The organism is uncultured Brachyspira sp. (assembly GCF_944388875.1).
Lineage (GTDB): Bacteria > Spirochaetota > Brachyspiria > Brachyspirales > Brachyspiraceae > Brachyspira.
Window position 1 is genome coordinate 152,500 of record NZ_CALXKQ010000001.1, and the last position, 21,331, is coordinate 173,830.

A 21,331-nucleotide genomic window follows, 5' to 3' on the forward strand; every position below is an offset into this window, starting at 1 on the left:
ATTTATGAACTATATTAGTAAAAAAAGATTATATCATATATTAGTATTTGTATTAATGATAATTTCTTCTCTTCCTATAAGTATACAAATATTATTATATGATATTGATCATAATGCTGACAATTTAATTATTATTAATAGTTTTTATTATCAAGTATTTTACTTTTTTTGTTATTCATTTTTATTTATTATAGATAGTAATTTAGAAAATATTAATAAAAGAACAATACTAATAATATTTTTGTCATTTTTACTTTTATTTTTGCTTGGCATATTTACTTCAGCACCATTAAAAGATGAAATACCTGATATGCTTGAATTTTTTAAATCTAATATAATGATTAATAAAAGTATATTATCTTCTATAATCTTTTTTATTATAATAGTTTTATCTGATAACAATTTTAATATAAAGAATAATACATATAATAGTTTTACTAAATTAGGAGATATAATACTGTTTTCTGTAGCATCAGAAATTTTATTAGCAACAATATTATTCTTAATTATTAAATTGGTAGAATTGGTAGAATTGCTAGAATTTTTGGTATTTATGGTATTATTATTTTTTGGTTTAATGTTATCTGTTTTTTCTGAAGAACATGGAAATACCTTAGCCTTAAAACTGATTTTGATTTTTATTGTATATTTATCTACTTTAATACCGTTTATATTTTTCTTTGTGCAAAAGAGATTCAAAACTGTTTTATCAATATATATTTCTCGAGGATTATTATTTTTATATTCATTTTTAATATTTGTTTCATTTTTTGCCTTACTATATGAACCTATAAGACCTTTTGACAATACTAAGTCTTTTATAATTTATAATGCATTATTAATTTTATCTATTATTACTTTATACTTTATAAGAGCTGACTATAAAGCTGGTGTGATAACAAAAGCAATGTATATAATATTTCCAGTACTAGCATTTTTATTTAATATATTAGTATTAGGAGCAAGCATATACAGAGTAATTATTTCAGAAGTAAAAATAAATGAAATTTCTATTACAGTTCTTAATGCTGTAATAGCTATTAATTTAATATATGTAATAGTACAAAATATAAAGTCTATATTCAAAATATTAAAGAACAATATCAATATAAATGAGGCAGTGATTGGAAATAATAAAATATACAGCTTCATTTATATTTATGGTATCTACTCATTTATTTTTTCTTTTATAGCTCCTATTATAATGGTATTTTTAAAAGATAAATAAAAGCTTAATAATTTAAAGAGGTTTATGAATTATGAAAAAACTAATATTTATTTTATTTTTATTTAGTATGTACTTATACAGTCAAACGGATAATAAAACTAAAGCTTATGAAAAATTAAGAGAATATGTGAATGAAGGCAATGTTAAAGAAGCTGAGAATATTCTTAAGAAATATAATGTCAATATAAATGATCTTGATTATGAAGATTTTACATTATTATCACATGCAGTTATGGATAATAATATAGAAATGGCTAAACTTCTTCTAAAATATAAAGCGGATGTTAATACTGTATTAAATGATGGAGATAGTGCATTGATACTTGCAGTTGATAATAATAATATGGAAATGGTTAAACTGCTTTTAAGTCATGGTGCTGATATTGATTATCAGGGATTTAGAGGAAGAACTGCATTATTTTGTGCTTTAGAATATAATAGAAAAGAAAATATTGAAATGGTAAAACTCTTAATCAAAAATAAAGCTGATGTTAATATAGCTTATGATGGAGATTATGGAAATGAAGATACTCCTTTAATGTATGCTCTTATGAAAGGCTATAAAGAAACGGTAAAAATTTTGATTGCAAATAAAGCTGATATAAATAAGAGAAATAGAAATAATGCAAATGCTTTGATTTATGCTTATATGTTCGGCCATGAGGATATAGCAGATATTTTACTTCAAAATGGTTCTGATTCTTTGTATAAAAGTTTGAAAGTTTGTCATCTTAATCAATCAACTTTGCTTAATCTTAATGTTCCATTGATAAATGCTGCACACTATTCTACCAATGAAGTTTTTTTACAAAAGCTGATTGATAGTGGTGCATATAAAGATTATGATTATGATACTGCATTGAGAGAAGCCGCTTCTTATAATAATATTAATGCTGTAAAAGTGCTTATTAAAAATAATGCAGATGTTAATGTTCAAAATAGAGGCGGTATGACAGCATTGATGTGGGCTTGCCGTAACGGAAATTTAGAGATGACAAAAATGCTTTTAGATGCTGGTGCTGATAAAAGTATAAAAAGAGGTGACTATGATGCATTGTATTATGCTAGAGAATACGGAAAAAATGAAGAGATAATAAAATTACTCACAAAATAGTTATAATATGAATTCTAAATTATTATAAATATTATTGAATAATTACTTATGAGTTATATATAAACAAAAAATGATTTAATATTATAAAATAATAGTATAATTACCTATTGAAAAATTAATAAAAATATAGTTTAATTAAGTTAAAACTAGCATTAAAAATTCATATTATGAGAAAAATTATAATTTTTTTATTTATTTTTTACTGTTTTCTATTTTTTACCCCATTATTCATAGAAGAAACTCCTATAAAAAATTATGTAAAAAAGAAAATTTTAGATGAAGCTGAAAAAAGAGGAGATATTAAAACAATATATGAATTAACAAATGAAAACATTATAATAATAACAAATGATAATGATTTATTGACAAATAATAATATATTATTAATAACTAATAAAGCAATATTATCAACTAATAATAACATTCTTATAATAACTAATGATATAGATTTTTCTAAATATAAAGAAAGAGGATATGATATAACAATGGATTTACTTCCTAGATATTATACTGTAAGGAAAGGAGATACATTATTAAAAATATCATCTTATCCGTTTATATATGGTGAGAGAAATTTCTGGAATATTATATACAATGCCAATAAAAATATCATAAACAATACAAAATCATTGCCTATAGGATTGAAGCTCTTTATACCAAGTATAAGAGGAGAAACAAGATATTGGAATTATGAACCAAAATTGGAATATATACCATTCAAGAAAAAAATGGATCTAACTACAAATATGTATAATGATTATCCGTTTATGGTAAAGACTAAAGATTATTAAAAAAGGGCTTTTACTTTAAAGTAAAAACCCTCTCTATTAGTTATTCTTTTATATTAACCCCATATTATGAGTTTCATATCAAATTTATAACTTAAATCTTTATGATATGGATACATTCTTATAGCATAACCGCTTTGACCACTGTTAGTACATTCTAAAGTACCTGAGAATGAATGTCTTCCATTACCAAGATCAGCAGAATGTTTCATTTCAACTATAACAGGATCTATAATGTCCTCCTTCATACTTAATTTACCATTATAAATTTCAACTCTAACAGAATCAGGTGCTATATCTCCCAAATTAACTATAGTTTTTACTTCAAACTTGCTTCCAACTTTTAAATTTCTTGAAGGCATTTCTGAAATAGTATTTTCAAATGATACTTTAGACCATTTAGAGAAAATATCCTGTTTCCATGACTTTAATACTTTGGCTCTTTCAAACTCATTTTCAGTCATATTGATATATCTCTTACTTGCATTATTATAGAATTTATTAAAGTAATCAGCAACCATTCTGTTAGTAGAAAATACAGGACAAACAGTCTGCATACTCCACTTCATAGCAGCAACCCATTGTCTAGGTATATCATCTCTTCCTCTTTCATAGAATAGAGGTATAATCTCATTTTCTAATACATTATAAAGAGCCTTGCTTTCTACTTCATCCTGATATTCTAAATCAGTATACTCTTCTCTGTTTCCTATAGCCCATCCGTTCTGACCATCATAAGCCTCATCCCACCATCCGTCTAATACGCTGAAGTTCAAACCTCCGTTAGGCGGAACTTTCATACCGCTTGTACCGCTTGCTTCTAAAGGTCTTCTAGGATTATTAAGCCATACATCTACACCCTGAACCATATATCTTGCAACATTTATGTCATAATCTTCAATAAATACTATATGATCTCTAAAATCTTCCCTACGGCAAATTTCAGCAATATTTCTTATTAATTCCTTACCGCCGTTATCATGAGGATGTGCTTTACCAGCAAAAATAATTTGTACAGGTCTTTCAGAATTATTTATAATATTTTTTAATCTATCTAAATCTCTGAATAATAAAGTACCTCTTTTATAAGTAGCAAATCTTCTAGCAAAACCTATTGTTAAAGCATCAGGAGAAAGTATTTGTTCTGCATGCTCTATTTCATTTTTAGTGAATCCTCTGTTTGTAATTTGTGCTTTTAATCTTTCACGGCAGAAGTCAATAAGTCTTTCTTTTCTTCTTTCATGTGTTCTCCAAAGCTCAGCATCAGGTATTTTCTGTACTCTTTCCCAAATTTCATACTCTAAAGGCTTAGTTCTCCAGCGAGGACCTAAATATCTGTCAAGTAAGTTCTGCATATCAAAAGATATCCAGCTTAAAGTATGAATACCATTAGTAATAGAATCTATAGGAAGTTCATTAACTGGAACGCCTTTCCATATATCTTTCCACATAGCTCTTGATACATGTCCGTGAAGCTCGCTTACCCCATTATTTTCAGCTGATAAATTAAGAGCAAGAACAGTCATACAGAAACTTTCTTTTTGATCATCAGGATTAATTCTTCCAAGTCTTATAAACTCATCCATAGTCATATCTATATGTCTTACATAATCGCTGAAGTATTTTTGAACCATATCTATAGGGAATATATCATTACCCGCAGGTACTGGAGTATGAGTTGTAAATATGTTTGAACTATACACTACCTCTCTTGCCGTATTCTTATCCAAATTATTATTTTCCATTAGCTGTCTTATTCTCTCTAGAGAAAGAAAAGCACTATGTCCCTCATTCATATGATAAATAGTAGGTTTAATTCCTAATTTATCCAATGCTTTAACACCGCCTATACCAAGCAATATTTCCTGCTGTATTCTAGTTTCTAAATTACCCCCATAAAGCTGAGCTGTAATATCTCTATCTTCGATTCTGTTTTCTTCGATATTAGCATCTAAATAGTAAAGTTCTATTCTTCCTACATTTGCTTTCCAAATTTGAGCATAAACTTTTCTTCCTGGAAGATCTACATCTACTTTTAAAGTTTCACCATTTTTATCTAAAACTTTTTCTAAAGCTAAGTTAAAGAAATCATTTTCTATATCATATTCCTGCTGCCATCCGTCAGCATTTAAATACTGCCTGAAATATCCTTTTCTATATAAAAGTCCAACAGCTACTAAAGGCAAACCTAAATCACTTGCAGATTTTAAATGGTCCCCTGATAATATACCAAGACCGCCTGAATAGTTAGGCAAAGATTCATGAAGTCCGTATTCAAAAGAAAAATATGCTATTTTTTCATTTTTAGCTTTTATAGAATCATCTAAACTATTATACCAAGTTTCCTGCTTCATATAAGTTTTAAACTCATCATAAACTTCACCTAAATTCATCATAGCAGCATCGTCTTGAAGCATAGCATCAAAACGTTCCTGAAGAGATTCGCCTAAAACTCTTATAGGATTATGATCTCTTTTATCCCAGTTATCAATATCAATAGTTCTTAACAATGTAACTGCTTTCTGGTTCCAGCACCACCAAAAGTTTTTAGTAATTTCTATAAGTGGCTCCAATTCTTTCGGCACAGATGGCGAAACCATATATTTGTTTAATTTCATAAAATTACCGCCTTAAAAATTATTTTAGATATTTATTTTTTTATTCTATAATAAATATACAATAAAATCAATGAATTTATTTATATTTATAGTATTATATGTGTAATATAATTATAAAAATATATAGAGAATTTATATTATTTTTTATAAAAATATAATATTTTCAATTGACTTTTATTTATATTTCTATATAATATATTACTATGAAAGATAAAATTTTTATAAACCCTATTTACAGCAATAACTATTTTTGCTTTCAATTTTTCTTTAGTTTTTTTGGCGTTTAAAACGCCAGTATATTCTATAATTCCACAAACAAATACAAATATATAAAATTGAATTTTTTAATTATAACTAATATATAAACATTATTAATTAACATAATATTTTAAAATTAAGGAGATTAACAACTATGATTATTGTAATGAAACCAAATGCTAAAGAAGAATATATAAATAATATAACTGACAGACTTGTACAGGCAGGATTAGTAACAAATAAAATAGTAGGTGTAGACTGCACTGTTATAGGTATAGTAGGAGATACTTCTAAGGTTGACAGAGAATTAATGGCTACTTTACCAGGTGTTGCAAGAGTATTAAAGGTTCAGGAGCCATTCAAAAGAGCTAATAGAGCATTCAAAAAAGAAGATACTATTGTTGATGTAAGCGGAGTAAAAATAGGTGCTGGAAGACCTGTTATAATAGCTGGACCTTGTTCTGTTGAAAGTGAAGAGCAGGTTATTAATATTGCTAAAAGCGTAAAAGCTGCTGGAGCTTCAATACTCAGAGGAGGAGCATTCAAACCTAGAACTTCCCCTTATGCATTCCAAGGTTTAGCACTTGACGGACTTAAAATATTAAAACTAGCTAAAGAAGAGGTAGGTATTCCTATAGTAAGCGAAATAGTTTCAATAAGGCATTTAGAAGATTTTGAAAACACTGTAGATATGATTCAAATAGGTGCTAGAAACATGCAGAACTTTGAACTTTTAAAAGAGGTTGGAAAATTGAAAAAGCCTATACTTTTAAAAAGAGGACTTGCTAATACCATGGAAGAATGGCTTATGAGTGCTGAATATATACTTGATAAAGGAAACAGCGATGTAGTATTATGTGAAAGAGGAATAAGAACTTTTGAAACATATACTAGAAATACTTTCGATGTTTCTGCTATACCTGTTATAAAGAGAATGAGCCATTTACCTGTAATAGGAGATCCTTCTCATGCAAGCGGCAAGTCTTGGATGGCACTACCTTTAACTCTTGCTGCTCTTGCTGCTGGTGCTGATGGAATGATTATAGAAGTTCATAATGATCCTGAACATGCTTTATGCGACGGAGCACAGTCTATTAAACCTGATGTTTTCCAAGATATTATGGAGTCTGTTAATATGATGGCTGATACTGTTAGCAAAATAAAAGAAAGACATAATGGAAAAATTTATACTAAATAATTAAATTTCTTATAAAAGGCGTATTTTATATACGCCTTTTATATACAATAATTATAAATGGATTATTTTATGAATAAAGTTGAAGTAAGAATAAACAATATCTCGAATATTCAAATAAATTATGATATTTTAGTTCAAAAGGGATTAATAAAAGAAACAGGAAAATTAGTAAAAAATATACTAAGAGGAAAAAGGGCTTTAATAGTTACAGATGATATAGTAGATAAACTTTATACTGACATTGTAAAAGAAAGTTTGGAAAAAGAGAATATTATAACTTCTGTATGCGTCATTACTCATGGAGAATCAAATAAAAATATAGAAAGCATAATTGATATTTTTTCTTCACTTGCTAAAAATGAATTAAGCCGTAAGGATATGATAATAGCATTAGGAGGCGGTGTTGTAGGAGATATGGCTGGATATGCTGCTGCTTCTTGGATGAGAGGAATTGATTTTGTGCAGATTCCTACTACTTTGCTTGCATGTGTGGATTCTTCTGTAGGCGGAAAAACTGGTATTAATATAAGAGAAGGAAAAAATCTAGTAGGAGCTTTTCACAGCCCTAAACTCGTTATAATAGACAGCAATACTTTATTAAGCCTTCCTAAAAGAGAATATAATGAAGGAATGGCTGAAGTTATAAAGCATGCATTTTTATTTGATGAAAAACTTTTAAAACTTATAGAGGAGCATTGTTACAATAATACTGAATTGGATATTGATTATATACTTAAAAGAAACTGTGAATTAAAAGCTCATATTGTAGAGATAGACTATAAAGAGCAGAAAGAGAGAATGTTTTTGAACTTTGGGCATACTATAGGACATAGTGTAGAGAATGCTGCAGGCTATGGTGTATTGCTTCATGGTGAAGCTGTTGCTATAGGTATGATTTTTGCTATAGAGTATGGTATTAAAAAAGGCATAACTAAAGATAAAAATATATTAGAGAGAGCTAAAAATATATTGTCTGCATTTTCTCTGCCTACAGCTATACCCAATAATATAGATTTGAAGGAGGCTATTAAACTCGATAAAAAAAGAAGTGATGATAAAATCAATTTCGTATTTTTAGAATCTATTGGAAAACCTTGTGTTGAAAAAGTGAGTATTGAGGATATTTTTAATTAATAAATTTACTTTGGAACTTATTATTTTATTGTTTGATTAATTAAGAGGCATTAACTTTTTATAAGCTAATGCCTCTTTTTTGTTTTAGGATTTATTTTTATTTATGCTTTCATCAGTGCTTCGCCCAAATTCACACATTCACTTACAGCATTATCATCTGGAGTAAGATTTGCTGTTAAACCATCTTTAACTAAAGAAGCACCTGCAGAACTTACATCATCCTGCCAATTTCTCATCCATTCTCCGTCGCCCCAGTCATAAGAACCGAATAAAGCGACTTTTTTACCTGATAAACTTCCTCTTACAGAATCATAAAAAGGCTGAAATTCTGATTCTTCTAAAACTTCAGAACCCATAGCAGGACAGCCTAATGCTATTTTTGAATAGTTGTTTATATTTCCAGCATCGAAACTTGATACACTAAAAATATCAGCCTCTCCTCCCGCATTTTCTATGCCTTTTTTTACATTTTGAGCCATTAACTCAGTATTGCCTGTACCGCTCCAATATATTACTGCTATTTTATTACTCATATTATTACCTCCTTATGTAATAAATAATAATTAAATACTATAAAGCCAAATATAAAAATTGTGAGCATATAGCAAATTCATTTGCTATATATTTTTAGCGAACAATTTTTATTATTATAAAGAATGAAGTTTGTAATCGTCCATTATCTCCAAAATGCCCTTTCCTCTTAAAAATGTATTTATATAAAAATTTCTGCATCTATTATAATCATCAAAAATTTTTATAGCCTCATTTTTATTATGATATACCTTCCAATACCCAGTATATAAACTATTTTTCCCATAGTTATTTATAAAGCCGTTTATATCTATAAGAGGATATCCCAAAAATATACCTATTTCATGAGGAAATGTTTTAGAATACTGCATTCTTCTTTTCAAAACCTCTATGCATTCATATATATTTTTTGACTTATATCCGTAATTTTTCAAAAACTTGAAAATATTATCATCTGATAAATAATTTTCTAACTCTTTTTTGTTATATACATAAACTACAGCCTTATTATTATAATATTTTATTACAGCTACATTTATGCCTCTTTTGTTTAGAATATTATTGTATAAAGAAACTTTTTTATTAAGTTTTTCTTTAGATAGATATTCACAAGTAAATATATTAGCTATTTTTATACCTGATAAAGCAGGTGCACAATGGTCAATAATTAATTTATCAAACATTCAATCTCCTATTGTTAGAGTATTCTAACATATACATAAAAAATGTCAACAGAATTTGTTATAATACTCTAACTTTTTTAAAAAAATTTAATATTTTGTATGTTTGATATTAGATTATCTTATAGAAGTTTTAAACTCAGCAACAAATGTAGAGTCTTGATTATCTTTTACAGTAGCTTTAGCATCATAAATTCCTGAAGGAAGATATCTGCCGTTCTTATCTAAACCAGACCATATACACTGTGCTGAAGAACCATTCACAGTAAAATCTTTTTCTTCAATTAGATCACCTGATTGCGAGTATATTTGAAGTTTAGCACTATATATTGTTCCATTTTTTATAGATACTTTATATGTAGTACTCTCTCCGCTGGAAGGACTAAACGGATTAGGGTAATTATAGAACTCTGAAATAAGAGAGCTAGGTTTATTAGGCGAGCATGAAATATAAAGGAAAGCTAAAAGAAACAGTATAAATATATTTCTCTTAGCTGACCTTATATTAGATAAAATACTTATCATTAAAATAACTTATAATTAATCAGTAGTAAATAATATTCTTCCGCAATGGAAACACATTATAATCTGATTTTGTCTTCTAACTTCATTAACAGTCATTTTAGGTATAGCAACATTACAAGCACTGCATTTATAATTTTCTATTTTAGCTAGAGCCTCGCCTTTATTTTCTTTGATTCTCTTATAGTTTTCTAATACTGCAACATCAATTTTACTTAATATAGTGTCTTTGTATTTTTTGTACTCTTCTAAAACAACATCAGATTTTTGCTGAGAGTGAGTAGAACTATAAAGCTCATAAGCTTTTATTTGTATTTCAGCTCTTTCAAGCTCTATTAAGAATTTAATCTGTTTTTCAGCCTCAAATTTTTCATCTAATTTCTTGAATGATTCTAAAACACTTGAAAGCTCATCATAGCTTTTAGTAGCCATAACTTTCTCTAATATTTCTTTTTGATTTACTAAGAAGAAAATCTGAGAAAGATTTAAAAGATAGTCCTGAGGATTATCAAGATCAGAAAGTATAGCAAATACAAGTTTTACTGGGCTTTTTTCATCAGAATCTGAATCGTAGTTAATCTCATCTTTTAAGAAACCAACAAATATGTCTGTTTTACCATAATTCTGAATTCTTCCATGCGGAACAGCAACTCCATTACCTATATTAGTTGTGTATTCATCTTCACGTTTTTTGAATGCATCGAATATAGCATCGGCTGATGCAGAAGCAATTGGTGCAATTTTTTCACTTAACGCTCTAAAAAGTGATTCTTTATCCTTTGATTCCAAGTTCTCAAATACATGTTCTTTTGTGATTTTGTCAATTATTTTGAGCATACAATCTCCTAATTTTATACATATTAAATTATTATATTATAGTATATAAAAAATATCAACTTTATTTTTTATATACAATCCAAATTTCATTCTCCGCTGCCAAGCAATGCTTTTCTTTCCTCTATAACCTTATCAGCTAAAGGACCTGTAAGCTCTTGATAATGAGAATGCTCCATCTCAAAAGTTCCTCTTCCTGAAGTAGATGCTTTCATTTCTATAGAATAAGTAAGCATTTCAGAAAGCGGTACTTCTGCTTTAATCATTTGTACTGTATTAGATGCCGCCTCCATACCTAAAATTTTACCTCTTTTTCCAGTAAGTTCATTCATTATAGCACCTGTGAACTCTTCTGGTACATATACGGTAACTTTCATAACTGGTTCTAATAATACAGGGTTTGCATTTTTAAACGCTTCTTTGGCAGCCATAGAACCTGCTATCCTAAATGATAATTCATTGGAATCCACATCATGGTATTTACCGTCATAAAGCCTTACTTTTATATCAACCATAGGATATTTTCCTAAAGGACCCTGTGCCATAGCATCCTGTATACCTTTTTCCACACCAGGTATATACTGTTTAGGAATAGCTCCGCCAAATATATCATTTACAAATTCGTATCCGCCATCTCTTGGAAGAGGCTCTACCTCTAAATGAACTTCTCCGAACTGACCGCTTCCTCCAGACTGTTTTTTATGCCTGTACTGTGCCTGTGCTTTCTTTCTGATAGTTTCTCTGTAGGCTACCCTAGGAACACTTTGTTCTATTTCTGCTTTTGTAAGAGATACTACCCTATCCAATGCCAATTTTACCTGCAAATCTCCCATAGCCTTTATGATTGTTTCTTTAGTTTCGCTGTCAAATTCTACATTAAATGTTAAATCCTCCTGAGATATAGTATCCAACACCTCTAATGCTTTTACATCATTTTTTAGTATTTTTATAGCTGTAAAATATATAGGCTGAGGTATTTTCAATGGAGCAAATTGGAATGGAGAACTAGGAGCACTTATTGTATCAGCTGTTCTGCAGTCTGAAAGTTTTGCTAATACTCCTATATCGCCTGCTGTAATTGTATCAGCTTCAATTTGTTTTTTTCCTCTAGCCATATATATATGTGAAACTTTTTCTTTTTTTCCTGTTCTTGAATTATAAATCTCATCTCCGCTCTTTATAGTACCAGAACGCACTTTAAAAAATGATATTCTTCCAGCATACTGATCTATTGTAGTTTTAAATACAAATGCTGCAAAAGGATCATCTCCAAGTATAGTTCTTTCTGCCTCTTCTCCTGTTATAGGATTTTTACCATTTGTTGCAGGAACATAGGAAGGAGAAGGCATATATCTGATTATAGTATCAAGTACAGCTCCCATACCTATATCTTTTAATGATGTACCGAAAAGAATAGGAACAACCTTATATTGAAGTATAGACTTTGTTAATGCTTCTATATATTCTTCATCTGTAAACTTTCCGCCCTCTAAAAACCTTTCTGTAAGCGTATCATCAACTTCGCATACTAATTCTTTTAATCTATCGCGTGTAGCTCTGTATTCATCATAGTATTCTTCAGGTATTTCTGCTTCTATAATTTTTCCATTCTCATCTCTGAAAAAAGCTTTATGATAAATAACATCTATTATACCTTTAAAATCTTTACCATTACCCATAGGAATTTGTATAGGTACTACAGGAGGCTCTTTAAAGTTATTTTCTATTTTTTCTAATAAAGCTTTATGATCAACCATCTCTTTATCTATTTTATTAACGAATACTATTCTAGGTCTTTTAAAACTATTAGCCATCTGCCAATGTTTTTCAGTTTCTATTTGTATTCCGAACTCTGCATCTATTACAACAATACATGATTCTGCTACTCTCAAAGCTGGGTTAATCTCTCCGCTGAAATCACCCGACCCAGGAATATCCAGTAAATTAATCTTATGATCTTTCCATTCAATAAAGCTCAAAGAAGTACGTATAGACATTTTTTGTTTGATTTCTTCGTCTGTATAATCGCTGACTGTAGTACCTCTCTCAATTTCGCCTTTTTTATCTATAGACTTGGATCTAAAAAGTAAGGCTTCATTCAATGTGGTTTTGCCGCTTCCAACGTGTCCTAATATGGCAACGTTACGGATACTTTCTGGGTTATAAATTTTTCCCATAGACATTCCTCCTTTGATAACAGGTAATTATTTTGATATAATAGGTTATTTATTATATTATTGGATTTGTTTCTAAAGAAGCTTAAAGAATAAGCTGTTTCATAGAAAACTAAGTAATGCATGATAATTCAAGTATAGTAAAAAAAATATCAAAAATCAAATTTTATGCATAATTTTTACTACAAATAATAATTTAATATTAATACTTATAAAATTATCAAATCTACAATAGATAGTGTTTTAATTTTTATACATAATAAAATGATGATTAAAAAATTAAATAATTACAAAAAATTTAATAATAATAATTTTCTATTTTATAATATACATTATGAAAACGTATAGAATATATGCATTTAAAATGTTAATAATAGTACAGCAAATTTATTTTAAAATTTTTATTCTTTATGACAGTTTTTGTCATAAAAATTACTTATACTATAATTAAGAGGATACTATTATGTATAAAGATTTTGAAAAAAAGAAAAATGAATATTTAATAAAAAGCGGATTTTTTAATGGAGATAAAGGAAACGGAACATTTAAAGGAAAAAAATATCCTTATGTATTAGAATATTATGAAAAATAATTTCTACATGCCAATATACAATAAAGTTATAGATTATTTTAGTAAAAATAGTATTTCTTGGTGGGGTGAAAATAAAAGCAAACCTAGCTGTCATACTTTATCATCTCAAATATCATGTTTAAATCATTTATTTTATATTAGAAAAAATAGATTTTTATGCTTGCAGGTGCTTAATTTTATAACAAATAGAAATTTTATAGATGTGATTTCATTTGAAAATGATATTAATGATAATGGATATATAGACTTTGAAATTTCTAATTATAGAGAACCTTATGTATCAGTAAATGCTTTATTTTTAGCAAAAGATAAAGAGAATAAGAAACATATTATAATGATGGAATGGAAATATATAGAAGAACATTCATATGAAGATTTTTCTATTAATAAAGATGAAAAAATACTTAATGAATATTCTTCTTTTATAAATAACTCTAAACAATTAAAGATTAAGTATTTTAATTATAAATCAAGCATATATTTTCAAGGTGAACTTTATAAACTTACAAGACAGACTTTATGGGCTGAACAGATAATAGAAAATAAATATAGTGAAAAAATAGGAGCTGATGATTTTTTGCATATAGTTGTTATACCAAATAAAAATAAATCTTTACTTTCATCTGTTTATAAATTATCAAATATGAATTTAGAAAATACTTGGAGAAATATTTTGAATGATAATTCTAAATTTATGATAATAGATAACAAAAAAATTATTGAGGCATTAGAATATATTATAAAATTAATAGAGTATAGACTTATAGATTCAAGTTTAATAGTATCTCAGAAAAATATTAATGTAATGTCAGATAGTGATAAATTATCTAATAAAAAAAATAATTCTGGTGAAAGCCATATAAGTTCAGAAGATATAGTTGTTTCAGAAGAAGATATATACAATTTAGAAGATTTTGTAAAATATTTAAAAATAAGATATCAATAATTTTTAAGGAAGTCTATATGAATATATACAGAGAATTAGAAATTAAAAAAAATGAAAAGTTAATCAAGGACGGATTTTTTTGAAACGGAATATTTAGAGGTACAAAATATCCTTATGTATTAGGAGATTATAAAAATAATTTCTATCCGCCTATAATTGAAGAGGTTTTAGAATATTTTGAAAAGAATGAAATTAAATGGTGGAATAAAGATATTAATATAAATCATCCTGCCGCAAACACTTTATCATCTCAGATAGCATGCTTAAATCATTTATTTTTTATTAGAAGAAGTAAGTTTTTAAGTTTGTATATACTTAATTTTATAACAAATAGAAAGTTTATAGATTTATTTACTTTAGATAATGATAAATATAATAAGGCTTATATATCTTTTGAAGTTTCAAGCGATAAAGATCATTTAAATGAAATAAGTACAAATAGAGGAGAGTTAAATACTTCAATAGATGCTGTATTTTTAGCAGAAGATGAAAATCATAAAAAATGTATGGTGATTATAGAATGGAAATACACAGAAAAATATTCTAATGAAGATGAATCTATAAAGATAGAAAATGGCATACATAAAAAAGGCGAAGAGAGATTAAACAGATATACTTCACTAATTACTAATTCAAAACAGTTAAAATATAAACATTCAAATTATAAATCATCAGTATATTTTTACGGAGAGCTTTATCAGCTTACAAGACAAACTTTATGGGCAGAACAAATGATAGAAAATAAAGATGATGAAAGTATAAAGGCTGATGATTTTCTTCATTTAGCTGTAATTTCTAACAAAAATAAATCTATGCTTTCAAGTGTATACAAAATATCAAATATGAATTTAGAAGATACATGGAGAAATGTTTTAAATGATAATTCTAAATTTATGATAATAGATAATAAAAAAATTATTGAAGCATTAGAAACATTATTACAATCAATAGAATGCGATGATATAAATTATAAAGATGTAGTATTTGATATAGAAAATCCAAAACCACATTCAAGTGTTTTAGTGCATATATTAAGACATGCTGAAAAAAGTAAAACTAACATAATTAATGAACTTACTGATTTTTTAACTTATTTGAAAACTAGATATTAATAAAAGCATACTAATATGCATTATAAATATTAGTATGTTTTTTATAATTTAGAAATTTTTTATTTTCAAACTTCTGCAGAAGTCATTAAATTGATACAAGTCTAATACAAATTGATTGAATAATGCATATCCCATAAATGAAGATACTGCAAATTTTATTTCTATATTTTTTAATTGAGATTGTGTTTTTATAGCTTCTCCATATATTCTATAAGTAAGCTCGCTTTTAGGATTCATATCTGCAAATAAAATAATACATTCTGCTTTATCATCTAATTCTTTAATATCATCTGCATTTTTATCTGCTCCGCTGCTTAAATTTATTAATCCCAATTCTCTTAATTGTCTAAATTGAATTAGAGTTTGTTCTTTTAAATCCTCAAGATGAGAATGTACGTCTAAATATAAGATATCACTAAAATGTTTAGTCATATTATCAAAAGCATCTTTACCATATTTCATTTCTACTATACTCAATTGACATTTATTTATATTTTTTTTATTAGTCCATTTAAAACCAACTATATCAAATCGGCATTTTTTCATATTAGTATCTATACTTTCAATATCAACAAAATAATAATCTGACTCCAATGCCAATTTAGAACTTGTATTTGTTCTAACTGCCAATTGCTGAAATTCTTTCTCTGTTTGGAATTTACTTATTTTTGTATCAACTAAATTTTTTAATGTTCCAATATTTTTAATCCATTCATCTATACTAGATATATTTAATAAAGAATTTTCAAGATATCCCTTGTTGTAATTTGACTGATCTACTCCAATTCCATCTTCAAATTTTAAAATACTTACTCCTCTATAATAAATATTAATATAATCTTTTCTTATACAAAATAACAAAGTATCATATTTTTTTACTATATCAACTACTTTTATCAAATCAGTATCTTTCATAAAACCGTTTCTTAATTTTCTCATAATGATATCCTAAAAATATTTATAATATAAAGGGCTTGCTAATATTTCTTTATTAACAAGCCCTGAATGTTTAAAACTTTTATTTATATTCAAAAATTAATTATTTAGCATTAGAAAACAAATGTTTTATATCTGTTTTTTCCCAAGTAAACTCTGGAAGCTCTCTTCCGAAGTGTCCATAAGCTGTAGTTTTTTCGTATATAGGTCTTCTTAAATCAAGAGCTTTGATTATACCAGCTGGAGTTAAATCAATTTGTTTAGTAATAATAGCAGCTAATACCTCATCATGAACCTTGCAAGTACCGAAAGTATTAACATATACTGATAAAGGCTCTGGAACACCTATAGCATAAGCAAACTGCACTAAAGCTCTGTCAGCTATTCCAGAAGCAACTATATTTTTAGCTACATATCTAGCCATATAACATGCACTTCTGTCTACTTTTGTAGGGTCTTTACCAGAGAAAGCTCCGCCGCCATGTGCACCATGTCCGCCGTAGCTGTCTACAATAATTTTTCTTCCTGTTAATCCGCAGTCGCCCATAGGTCCGCCTACTACAAATGAACCAGTTGGATTAATATAGTATTTAGTATTTTCATCAAGCATATTAGCAGGACAGATTTCATTAATAACATGTTTTTTAATATCTGCTTCTATCTGCTTGTGTTCAACACCTGCAGCATGCTGAGTAGAAATAACAACAGCTTCTATTCTAGCAGCTTTACCGTCTTTGTATTCAACAGTAACCTGACTTTTGCCGTCTGGTCTTAAATAGTCAACTATTTTATCTTTTCTAACCTTAGCCAAACGCTCAGCTAATCTATGAGCTAAATGTATAGTTAAAGGCATAAATGTTTCAGTTTCATTTATAGCATAACCGAACATTATACCTTGGTCGCCTGCACCTTCAGAAACATTTGATGCTTCAGAATTAAATAATCCTTTACCAGCACTAACACCCATATCTATATCTGGAGATTGTTCCGCAATAGCTTCCATAACTGCACAAGTATCAGCGTCAAATCCCATTTCACTGCTTGTATAACCTATTCGCCTTACGGTATCTCTAGCGATTTTTTGATAATCCAATTTAGCTTTTGTAGTGATCTCTCCAGCAATAAATATCATTCCTGTTTTTGCTAAAGTTTCACAAGCTACTCTTGAATTAGGGTCTTGTTTTAAACATTCGTCTAAGACTGCATCGCTTACAGCATCGCAAATCTTATCAGGATGGCCTTCCGTTACCGACTCAGAAGAGAAATAATAATTTTTTATCTCAGCCATAGTTTTACCTCTTTTTAAAAATATAATTAAGCAATTCTATATTAATTAATATAAATAGTCAAGAAAATATTTAATAATTATTACAATTTGGTATAAATAACTATAAAATATATTGTATGAATATGTAAATAACATTAAGGTATTATCAAAAACCTAGTAGTAGAGAGTATAATACTAAGACAAAGGCAAATAAATGCTAATATTATAAATGGCTTGTATAACTCATCATATTGAATCAAATCATCATCTAATATTGGTTTTTTCTCTATTCTGTCTATTGTGTTATAAACATTATCCAAAGCAGAACTAGTTTTAGCATTAAAATATTTTCCGCCAGTTATGGATGCTATTTCTATTAAGCCTTTTTCATTTAATGTGAAATCTGCTCTTATTCTTCTTCGTCCGTAATTAGGATCATCATAAGTAACCCAAGCATGACTGCCGTTAGCATCTCCTATACCTATAGTATATACTTTAATATTAAAATTTGATGCTATTTCTGATGCAAGCTTAGGGTCTATTTCTCCTGAGTTATTCTCTCCGTCTGTAAGAAGTATAATAATTTTTTCATTATCATCTTTAACGCTTCTAAGCATATCAACTGCTGTAGCTATTCCAAGTCCTATTGAAGTTGATCCTTCTTCATCTATTTTTATTTTGTTTATCTCCTCTTCCAAAGAAGTATAATCAAATGTGGCAGGAGAAAGCACAGAGGCACGCAATGCAAATGATACTAAGCTAATCTTATCAAAATTTCTCTTTTTTATAAAATCTATCATAGTTTTTTTTGAAGCCTCAAGTCTGGTAGGCGTCATATCCTCAGCCATCATAGAAGGCGAAACATCAACTACAAGAGAAATATAAATACCTTCTCCATTAATATCAGATAAATGAGAAATCCTTGCAGGACGTGCCAAACCTATTATAGATAAAAATAAAGCTAAAATTATAAGAGCAAATGGTATATCTTTTACATAGTATCTTGATTTTAATGTCTTTGACATACTCACTCTTGGATGTTTTACGGAATATGAATGATTCTTTCTAGTCTGTATATATAAAAATATTATAATAGGCAAAGCAAACAGCAAGAATAAAAATTTTGGAGATACAAAAGTCATTTAAATATTTCCCTAATAATAAATTTATTATTAAAACACAAAAAACAATATAAAGTAATATTTAATGAAACATTATACTAAAATACAAATAAAAGTAAAGTAGCAAATTATTAACTTTATTAATTTCATAATATTTATTCAAATAAAGCATCTATTATAGAAACAGCCTTTTTAAATCTTGACTGATAATCTCCATTTATTGAATGATATTTAATATTTAAGCTATTAAGTATATCTTTTATTTGACTGCTGTATTTTTCTCTGTCATTTTTTATTACTTCGCTTCTATCTCCATCCTGAATAAAATCAACATCAGGTTCTAAAAATAATACTAAATCATATCTATTTATATATATAATTGCTTTAGCAAGCCTTTCATTATTAATTATATTCTCATCTTTCAAAAAATGCATATAAAAATTTGTAATTACTGCATCAGTATCAATAAATAAGACTTTATTGCTGTGTTCTAATGCCTTTATCTCATTTAATTTATGAGTTAAAAGTATTTCTGTAAAATCTTCTGAAAGCATAAGTAAATCAGTGCCAGACTTTTCTGATAATTCTCTTCCTGCTTCTTCTATATAGTTGGTATTATAATAATTAGCCAAATTAATAGTAAGAGTTGACTTTCCCGTACTTTCGCTTCCCAAAAGTAAAACTTTTTTTGTATAAGAAGGCTTTACTATATTAGGAATATAATCCCAATATTTATAAACATTTTCTCTAATCTTTGTAGAGCTTATTTCATCTCTTTCTATAAATATTAATTCTGCCTCTTTATAATATCTGCTATAAAAAGAATCCTTATCCTTATAATCATCTCCGCAGAAAACAGCATCAATTTTTTCTCCTATAGCATTTTTTATTTTTATAGAATCCTCCTCCCATAAATCTTCTGTATAATCTTCTTTTGTTTTTGCATCATCTTCTATAAAGATAATTTTTACATTTCCAATATGCTTTGTTAATTGATAAATCCATCTGTATCTTATCTTTTTATCGATTTCATTTCTATTATTTCCAATGCACAAAATTATATAAAGTTTTTTGCATTGATTGGCTGCTTCTATTATGCATCTCACATGTCCAAGATGAAGCGGATTAAAAGAGCCTGCGTACATTCCAACATTATACATAAAACCTCCGAATAATATATTTTATTATTTTTATTAAATATTCACTTTATCAATTTTTTAACTGTTTGCCTCTTTGTACCATTTTATAAGCATAAATATAGCATTAACTAAATAAACACTCCACATAAGTAAAGTCGCTATATTATCACCGCCGCTTGCGAAATTAATATACCATATAGAAATATTTAAAATATTTACCAGTATCCACATTATCCACTGTTCAGAACATCTTTTTACACATAGTATCTGAGCTGTTACAGCAAATACTGTACTTGCACTGTCTGCAAAAGGAAGAGAGCCTCCTAATTTTTTTAATATAAGTCCGTAAATAAATATTGATATAAAAGACAAAGCAAATATGATAATCTTATATTTATTATTTAATTTTGTTTTTATAACTTCGCTGTTTTCTTTATTTAAATTTTTACTCCATAGTATAAAGCCTGCTATATTCATAGGTATATAATAAAAAACATTGAGCATAAATTCCCCATAATATTTTGCATTAAAGGCAATGTACGAATAAAGAATTGTATTAACCATTCCAAATATATATGAAGATAATTTTCCTTTGCCTGTGAGTATCACACATAATATGCCGCTTATCGATGACACTATGCCTATAATATTTTCTTTCCAATATATAGAAAGCGACAATATTATAGAACACGCTATTATAATCCATAATACTTCTACAGCTTTCCAATTTTGAAGTTCGTTTTTTATAAACTGATTAATCATAATAAACTCTGCAAATACATTTTTTAATAATAACATATATATTAATTATATCTTATGCTGTTAAAATAATCAAATAAAAAACGCTTGGGAGGGTGTGCTTTTTCTTTATAAGTATTAAATATAAATAATATATTCATTACAGAATAAAGTATTAAATCTTAAAGGGCGGGGTTTGTGAATAAAATTTTTTTGAATTTTATTTTAATTCCCCACCCATTAGTTTTATTAATTTATTTTTGATACCATAGCATTTATTTTCTTTTTAACATTAATATAAATGATAATACCCACCCTAGATTTTTTTTATTTGTAATGTATACACCGCACGGTGAATGAAATTTAAAATATTATTTTATTTGAATTATAATTTTTATTAT

Annotated in this window: 19 protein-coding genes; 8 read left to right on the plus strand and 11 right to left on the minus strand. The window is 27.5% G+C overall.

From position 1 onward, the window contains the following. Positions 1–4: 4 nt before the first annotated feature. From Q0J69_RS00765 to Q0J69_RS00775, 3 genes are all read left to right on the plus strand, one after another. On the plus strand, positions 5–1,228 hold the full coding sequence (locus tag Q0J69_RS00765; protein ID WP_297203369.1) for a hypothetical protein: 1,224 nt from the start codon (positions 5–7) through the stop codon (positions 1,226–1,228). Positions 1,229–1,259: 31 nt separating this feature from the next. Then, entirely contained in the window at positions 1,260–2,342 is a 1,083-nt protein-coding gene (locus tag Q0J69_RS00770; protein WP_297203371.1) for an ankyrin repeat domain-containing protein, read from the plus strand. Between the two features lie 167 nt (positions 2,343–2,509). Then, positions 2,510–3,133: a hypothetical protein gene (locus Q0J69_RS00775; protein ID WP_297203373.1), complete on the plus strand. Its 624-nt coding sequence runs from the start codon at positions 2,510–2,512 to the stop codon at positions 3,131–3,133. 53 nt (positions 3,134–3,186) lie between these two features. Here the strand turns inward: Q0J69_RS00775 and glgP are convergent, their stop codons facing one another. After that, complete coding sequence (gene glgP / locus Q0J69_RS00780) at positions 3,187–5,748, minus strand: alpha-glucan family phosphorylase (RefSeq protein WP_297203375.1); 2,562 nt, start codon at positions 5,746–5,748, stop codon at positions 3,187–3,189. Positions 5,749–6,160: 412 nt separating this feature from the next. Here glgP and aroF point away from each other — a divergent pair, with 412 nt between their 5' ends. Then, positions 6,161–7,204 (plus strand): 3-deoxy-7-phosphoheptulonate synthase, encoded by a 1,044-nt coding sequence (aroF, locus tag Q0J69_RS00785; RefSeq protein WP_297203377.1) that lies wholly within the window; start codon positions 6,161–6,163, stop codon positions 7,202–7,204. A gap of 69 nt (positions 7,205–7,273) precedes the next feature. Then, positions 7,274–8,338: a 3-dehydroquinate synthase gene (gene aroB, locus Q0J69_RS00790; RefSeq protein ID WP_297203379.1), complete on the plus strand. Its 1,065-nt coding sequence runs from the start codon at positions 7,274–7,276 to the stop codon at positions 8,336–8,338. A 101-nt stretch (positions 8,339–8,439) separates the two neighbouring features. Here the strand turns inward: aroB and Q0J69_RS00795 are convergent, their stop codons facing one another. The 5 genes from Q0J69_RS00795 to fusA form a co-directional block, all read right to left on the minus strand. Next, positions 8,440–8,871 carry a flavodoxin gene (locus tag Q0J69_RS00795; protein WP_297203381.1) on the minus strand — a complete coding sequence of 144 codons (432 nt, stop codon included), beginning with the start codon at positions 8,869–8,871 and terminating at the stop codon, positions 8,440–8,442. 114 nt (positions 8,872–8,985) lie between these two features. After that, a complete protein-coding gene (locus tag Q0J69_RS00800) occupies positions 8,986–9,552 on the minus strand; it encodes a DUF3793 family protein (RefSeq protein WP_297203383.1) in 567 nt (188 codons plus the stop codon). 114 nt (positions 9,553–9,666) lie between these two features. Then, complete coding sequence (locus tag Q0J69_RS00805; protein ID WP_297203385.1) at positions 9,667–10,074, minus strand: FlgD immunoglobulin-like domain containing protein; 408 nt, start codon at positions 10,072–10,074, stop codon at positions 9,667–9,669. A gap of 15 nt (positions 10,075–10,089) precedes the next feature. Further along, a complete protein-coding gene (locus Q0J69_RS00810; RefSeq protein ID WP_297203388.1) occupies positions 10,090–10,908 on the minus strand; it encodes a PTS sugar transporter subunit IIA in 819 nt (272 codons plus the stop codon). Positions 10,909–10,994: 86 nt separating this feature from the next. Continuing rightward, complete coding sequence (gene fusA / locus Q0J69_RS00815) at positions 10,995–13,082, minus strand: elongation factor G (protein ID WP_297203390.1); 2,088 nt, start codon at positions 13,080–13,082, stop codon at positions 10,995–10,997. Between the two features lie 460 nt (positions 13,083–13,542). Here fusA and Q0J69_RS00820 point away from each other — a divergent pair, with 460 nt between their 5' ends. From Q0J69_RS00820 to Q0J69_RS00830, 3 genes are all read left to right on the plus strand, one after another. Then, positions 13,543–13,671: a hypothetical protein gene (locus tag Q0J69_RS00820; RefSeq protein ID WP_297203392.1), complete on the plus strand. Its 129-nt coding sequence runs from the start codon at positions 13,543–13,545 to the stop codon at positions 13,669–13,671. Next, positions 13,661–14,617, plus strand: coding sequence for a hypothetical protein (locus Q0J69_RS00825; protein WP_297203394.1), 957 nt, complete (start codon positions 13,661–13,663; stop codon positions 14,615–14,617). The genes Q0J69_RS00820 and Q0J69_RS00825 overlap by 11 nt, the downstream gene beginning before the upstream one ends. Positions 14,618–14,706: 89 nt before the next feature. Beyond that, on the plus strand, positions 14,707–15,729 hold the full coding sequence (locus Q0J69_RS00830; protein ID WP_366030050.1) for a hypothetical protein: 1,023 nt from the start codon (positions 14,707–14,709) through the stop codon (positions 15,727–15,729). Between the two features lie 48 nt (positions 15,730–15,777). On the opposite strand, the gene Q0J69_RS00835 is transcribed toward Q0J69_RS00830, so the two are convergent. The 5 genes from Q0J69_RS00835 to pnuC all read right to left on the minus strand — a co-directional run bounded on the left by Q0J69_RS00835 (position 15,778) and on the right by pnuC (position 20,951). Next, the gene (locus tag Q0J69_RS00835) at positions 15,778–16,668 is read right to left on the minus strand and encodes a hypothetical protein (RefSeq protein WP_297203398.1); all 891 of its coding nucleotides are present in this window, start codon (positions 16,666–16,668) and stop codon (positions 15,778–15,780) included. Positions 16,669–16,768: 100 nt separating this feature from the next. Next, positions 16,769–17,953 (minus strand): methionine adenosyltransferase, encoded by a 1,185-nt coding sequence (gene metK / locus Q0J69_RS00840; RefSeq protein ID WP_297203400.1) that lies wholly within the window; start codon positions 17,951–17,953, stop codon positions 16,769–16,771. 134 nt (positions 17,954–18,087) lie between these two features. After that, complete coding sequence (locus tag Q0J69_RS00845) at positions 18,088–19,074, minus strand: VWA domain-containing protein (RefSeq protein WP_297203402.1); 987 nt, start codon at positions 19,072–19,074, stop codon at positions 18,088–18,090. 134 nt (positions 19,075–19,208) lie between these two features. Next, entirely contained in the window at positions 19,209–20,213 is a 1,005-nt protein-coding gene (locus Q0J69_RS00850) for an AAA family ATPase (protein WP_297203404.1), read from the minus strand. 57 nt (positions 20,214–20,270) lie between these two features. Then, positions 20,271–20,951, minus strand: a complete 681-nt coding sequence (gene pnuC / locus Q0J69_RS00855) for a nicotinamide riboside transporter PnuC (protein ID WP_297203910.1) — start codon at positions 20,949–20,951, stop codon at positions 20,271–20,273. Positions 20,952–21,331 lie beyond the last annotated feature (380 nt).

Bases quoted from the DNA above. Each gene is read 5' to 3' on its own strand.
- aroF (WP_297203377.1), top strand. From the start codon at position 6,161: ATGATTATTGTAATGAAACCAAATGCTAAAGAAGAATATATAAATAAT.
- Q0J69_RS00845 (WP_297203402.1), bottom strand. From the start codon at position 19,074: ATGACTTTTGTATCTCCAAAATTTTTATTCTTGCTGTTTGCTTTGCCT.
- Q0J69_RS00795 (WP_297203381.1), bottom strand. From the start codon at position 8,871: ATGAGTAATAAAATAGCAGTAATATATTGGAGCGGTACAGGCAATACT.
- Q0J69_RS00770 (WP_297203371.1), top strand. From the start codon at position 1,260: ATGAAAAAACTAATATTTATTTTATTTTTATTTAGTATGTACTTATAC.
- Q0J69_RS00825 (WP_297203394.1), top strand. From the start codon at position 13,661: ATGAAAAATAATTTCTACATGCCAATATACAATAAAGTTATAGATTAT.
- Q0J69_RS00835 (WP_297203398.1), bottom strand. From the start codon at position 16,668: ATGAGAAAATTAAGAAACGGTTTTATGAAAGATACTGATTTGATAAAA.
- fusA (WP_297203390.1), bottom strand. From the start codon at position 13,082: ATGGGAAAAATTTATAACCCAGAAAGTATCCGTAACGTTGCCATATTA.
- Q0J69_RS00775 (WP_297203373.1), top strand. From the start codon at position 2,510: ATGAGAAAAATTATAATTTTTTTATTTATTTTTTACTGTTTTCTATTT.
- Q0J69_RS00810 (WP_297203388.1), bottom strand. From the start codon at position 10,908: ATGCTCAAAATAATTGACAAAATCACAAAAGAACATGTATTTGAGAAC.
- aroB (WP_297203379.1), top strand. From the start codon at position 7,274: ATGAATAAAGTTGAAGTAAGAATAAACAATATCTCGAATATTCAAATA.
- Q0J69_RS00820 (WP_297203392.1), top strand. From the start codon at position 13,543: ATGTATAAAGATTTTGAAAAAAAGAAAAATGAATATTTAATAAAAAGC.
- metK (WP_297203400.1), bottom strand. From the start codon at position 17,953: ATGGCTGAGATAAAAAATTATTATTTCTCTTCTGAGTCGGTAACGGAA.
- glgP (WP_297203375.1), bottom strand. From the start codon at position 5,748: ATGAAATTAAACAAATATATGGTTTCGCCATCTGTGCCGAAAGAATTG.
- Q0J69_RS00850 (WP_297203404.1), bottom strand. From the start codon at position 20,213: ATGTATAATGTTGGAATGTACGCAGGCTCTTTTAATCCGCTTCATCTT.
- Q0J69_RS00805 (WP_297203385.1), bottom strand. From the start codon at position 10,074: ATGATAAGTATTTTATCTAATATAAGGTCAGCTAAGAGAAATATATTT.
- Q0J69_RS00765 (WP_297203369.1), top strand. From the start codon at position 5: ATGAACTATATTAGTAAAAAAAGATTATATCATATATTAGTATTTGTA.
- Q0J69_RS00800 (WP_297203383.1), bottom strand. From the start codon at position 9,552: ATGTTTGATAAATTAATTATTGACCATTGTGCACCTGCTTTATCAGGT.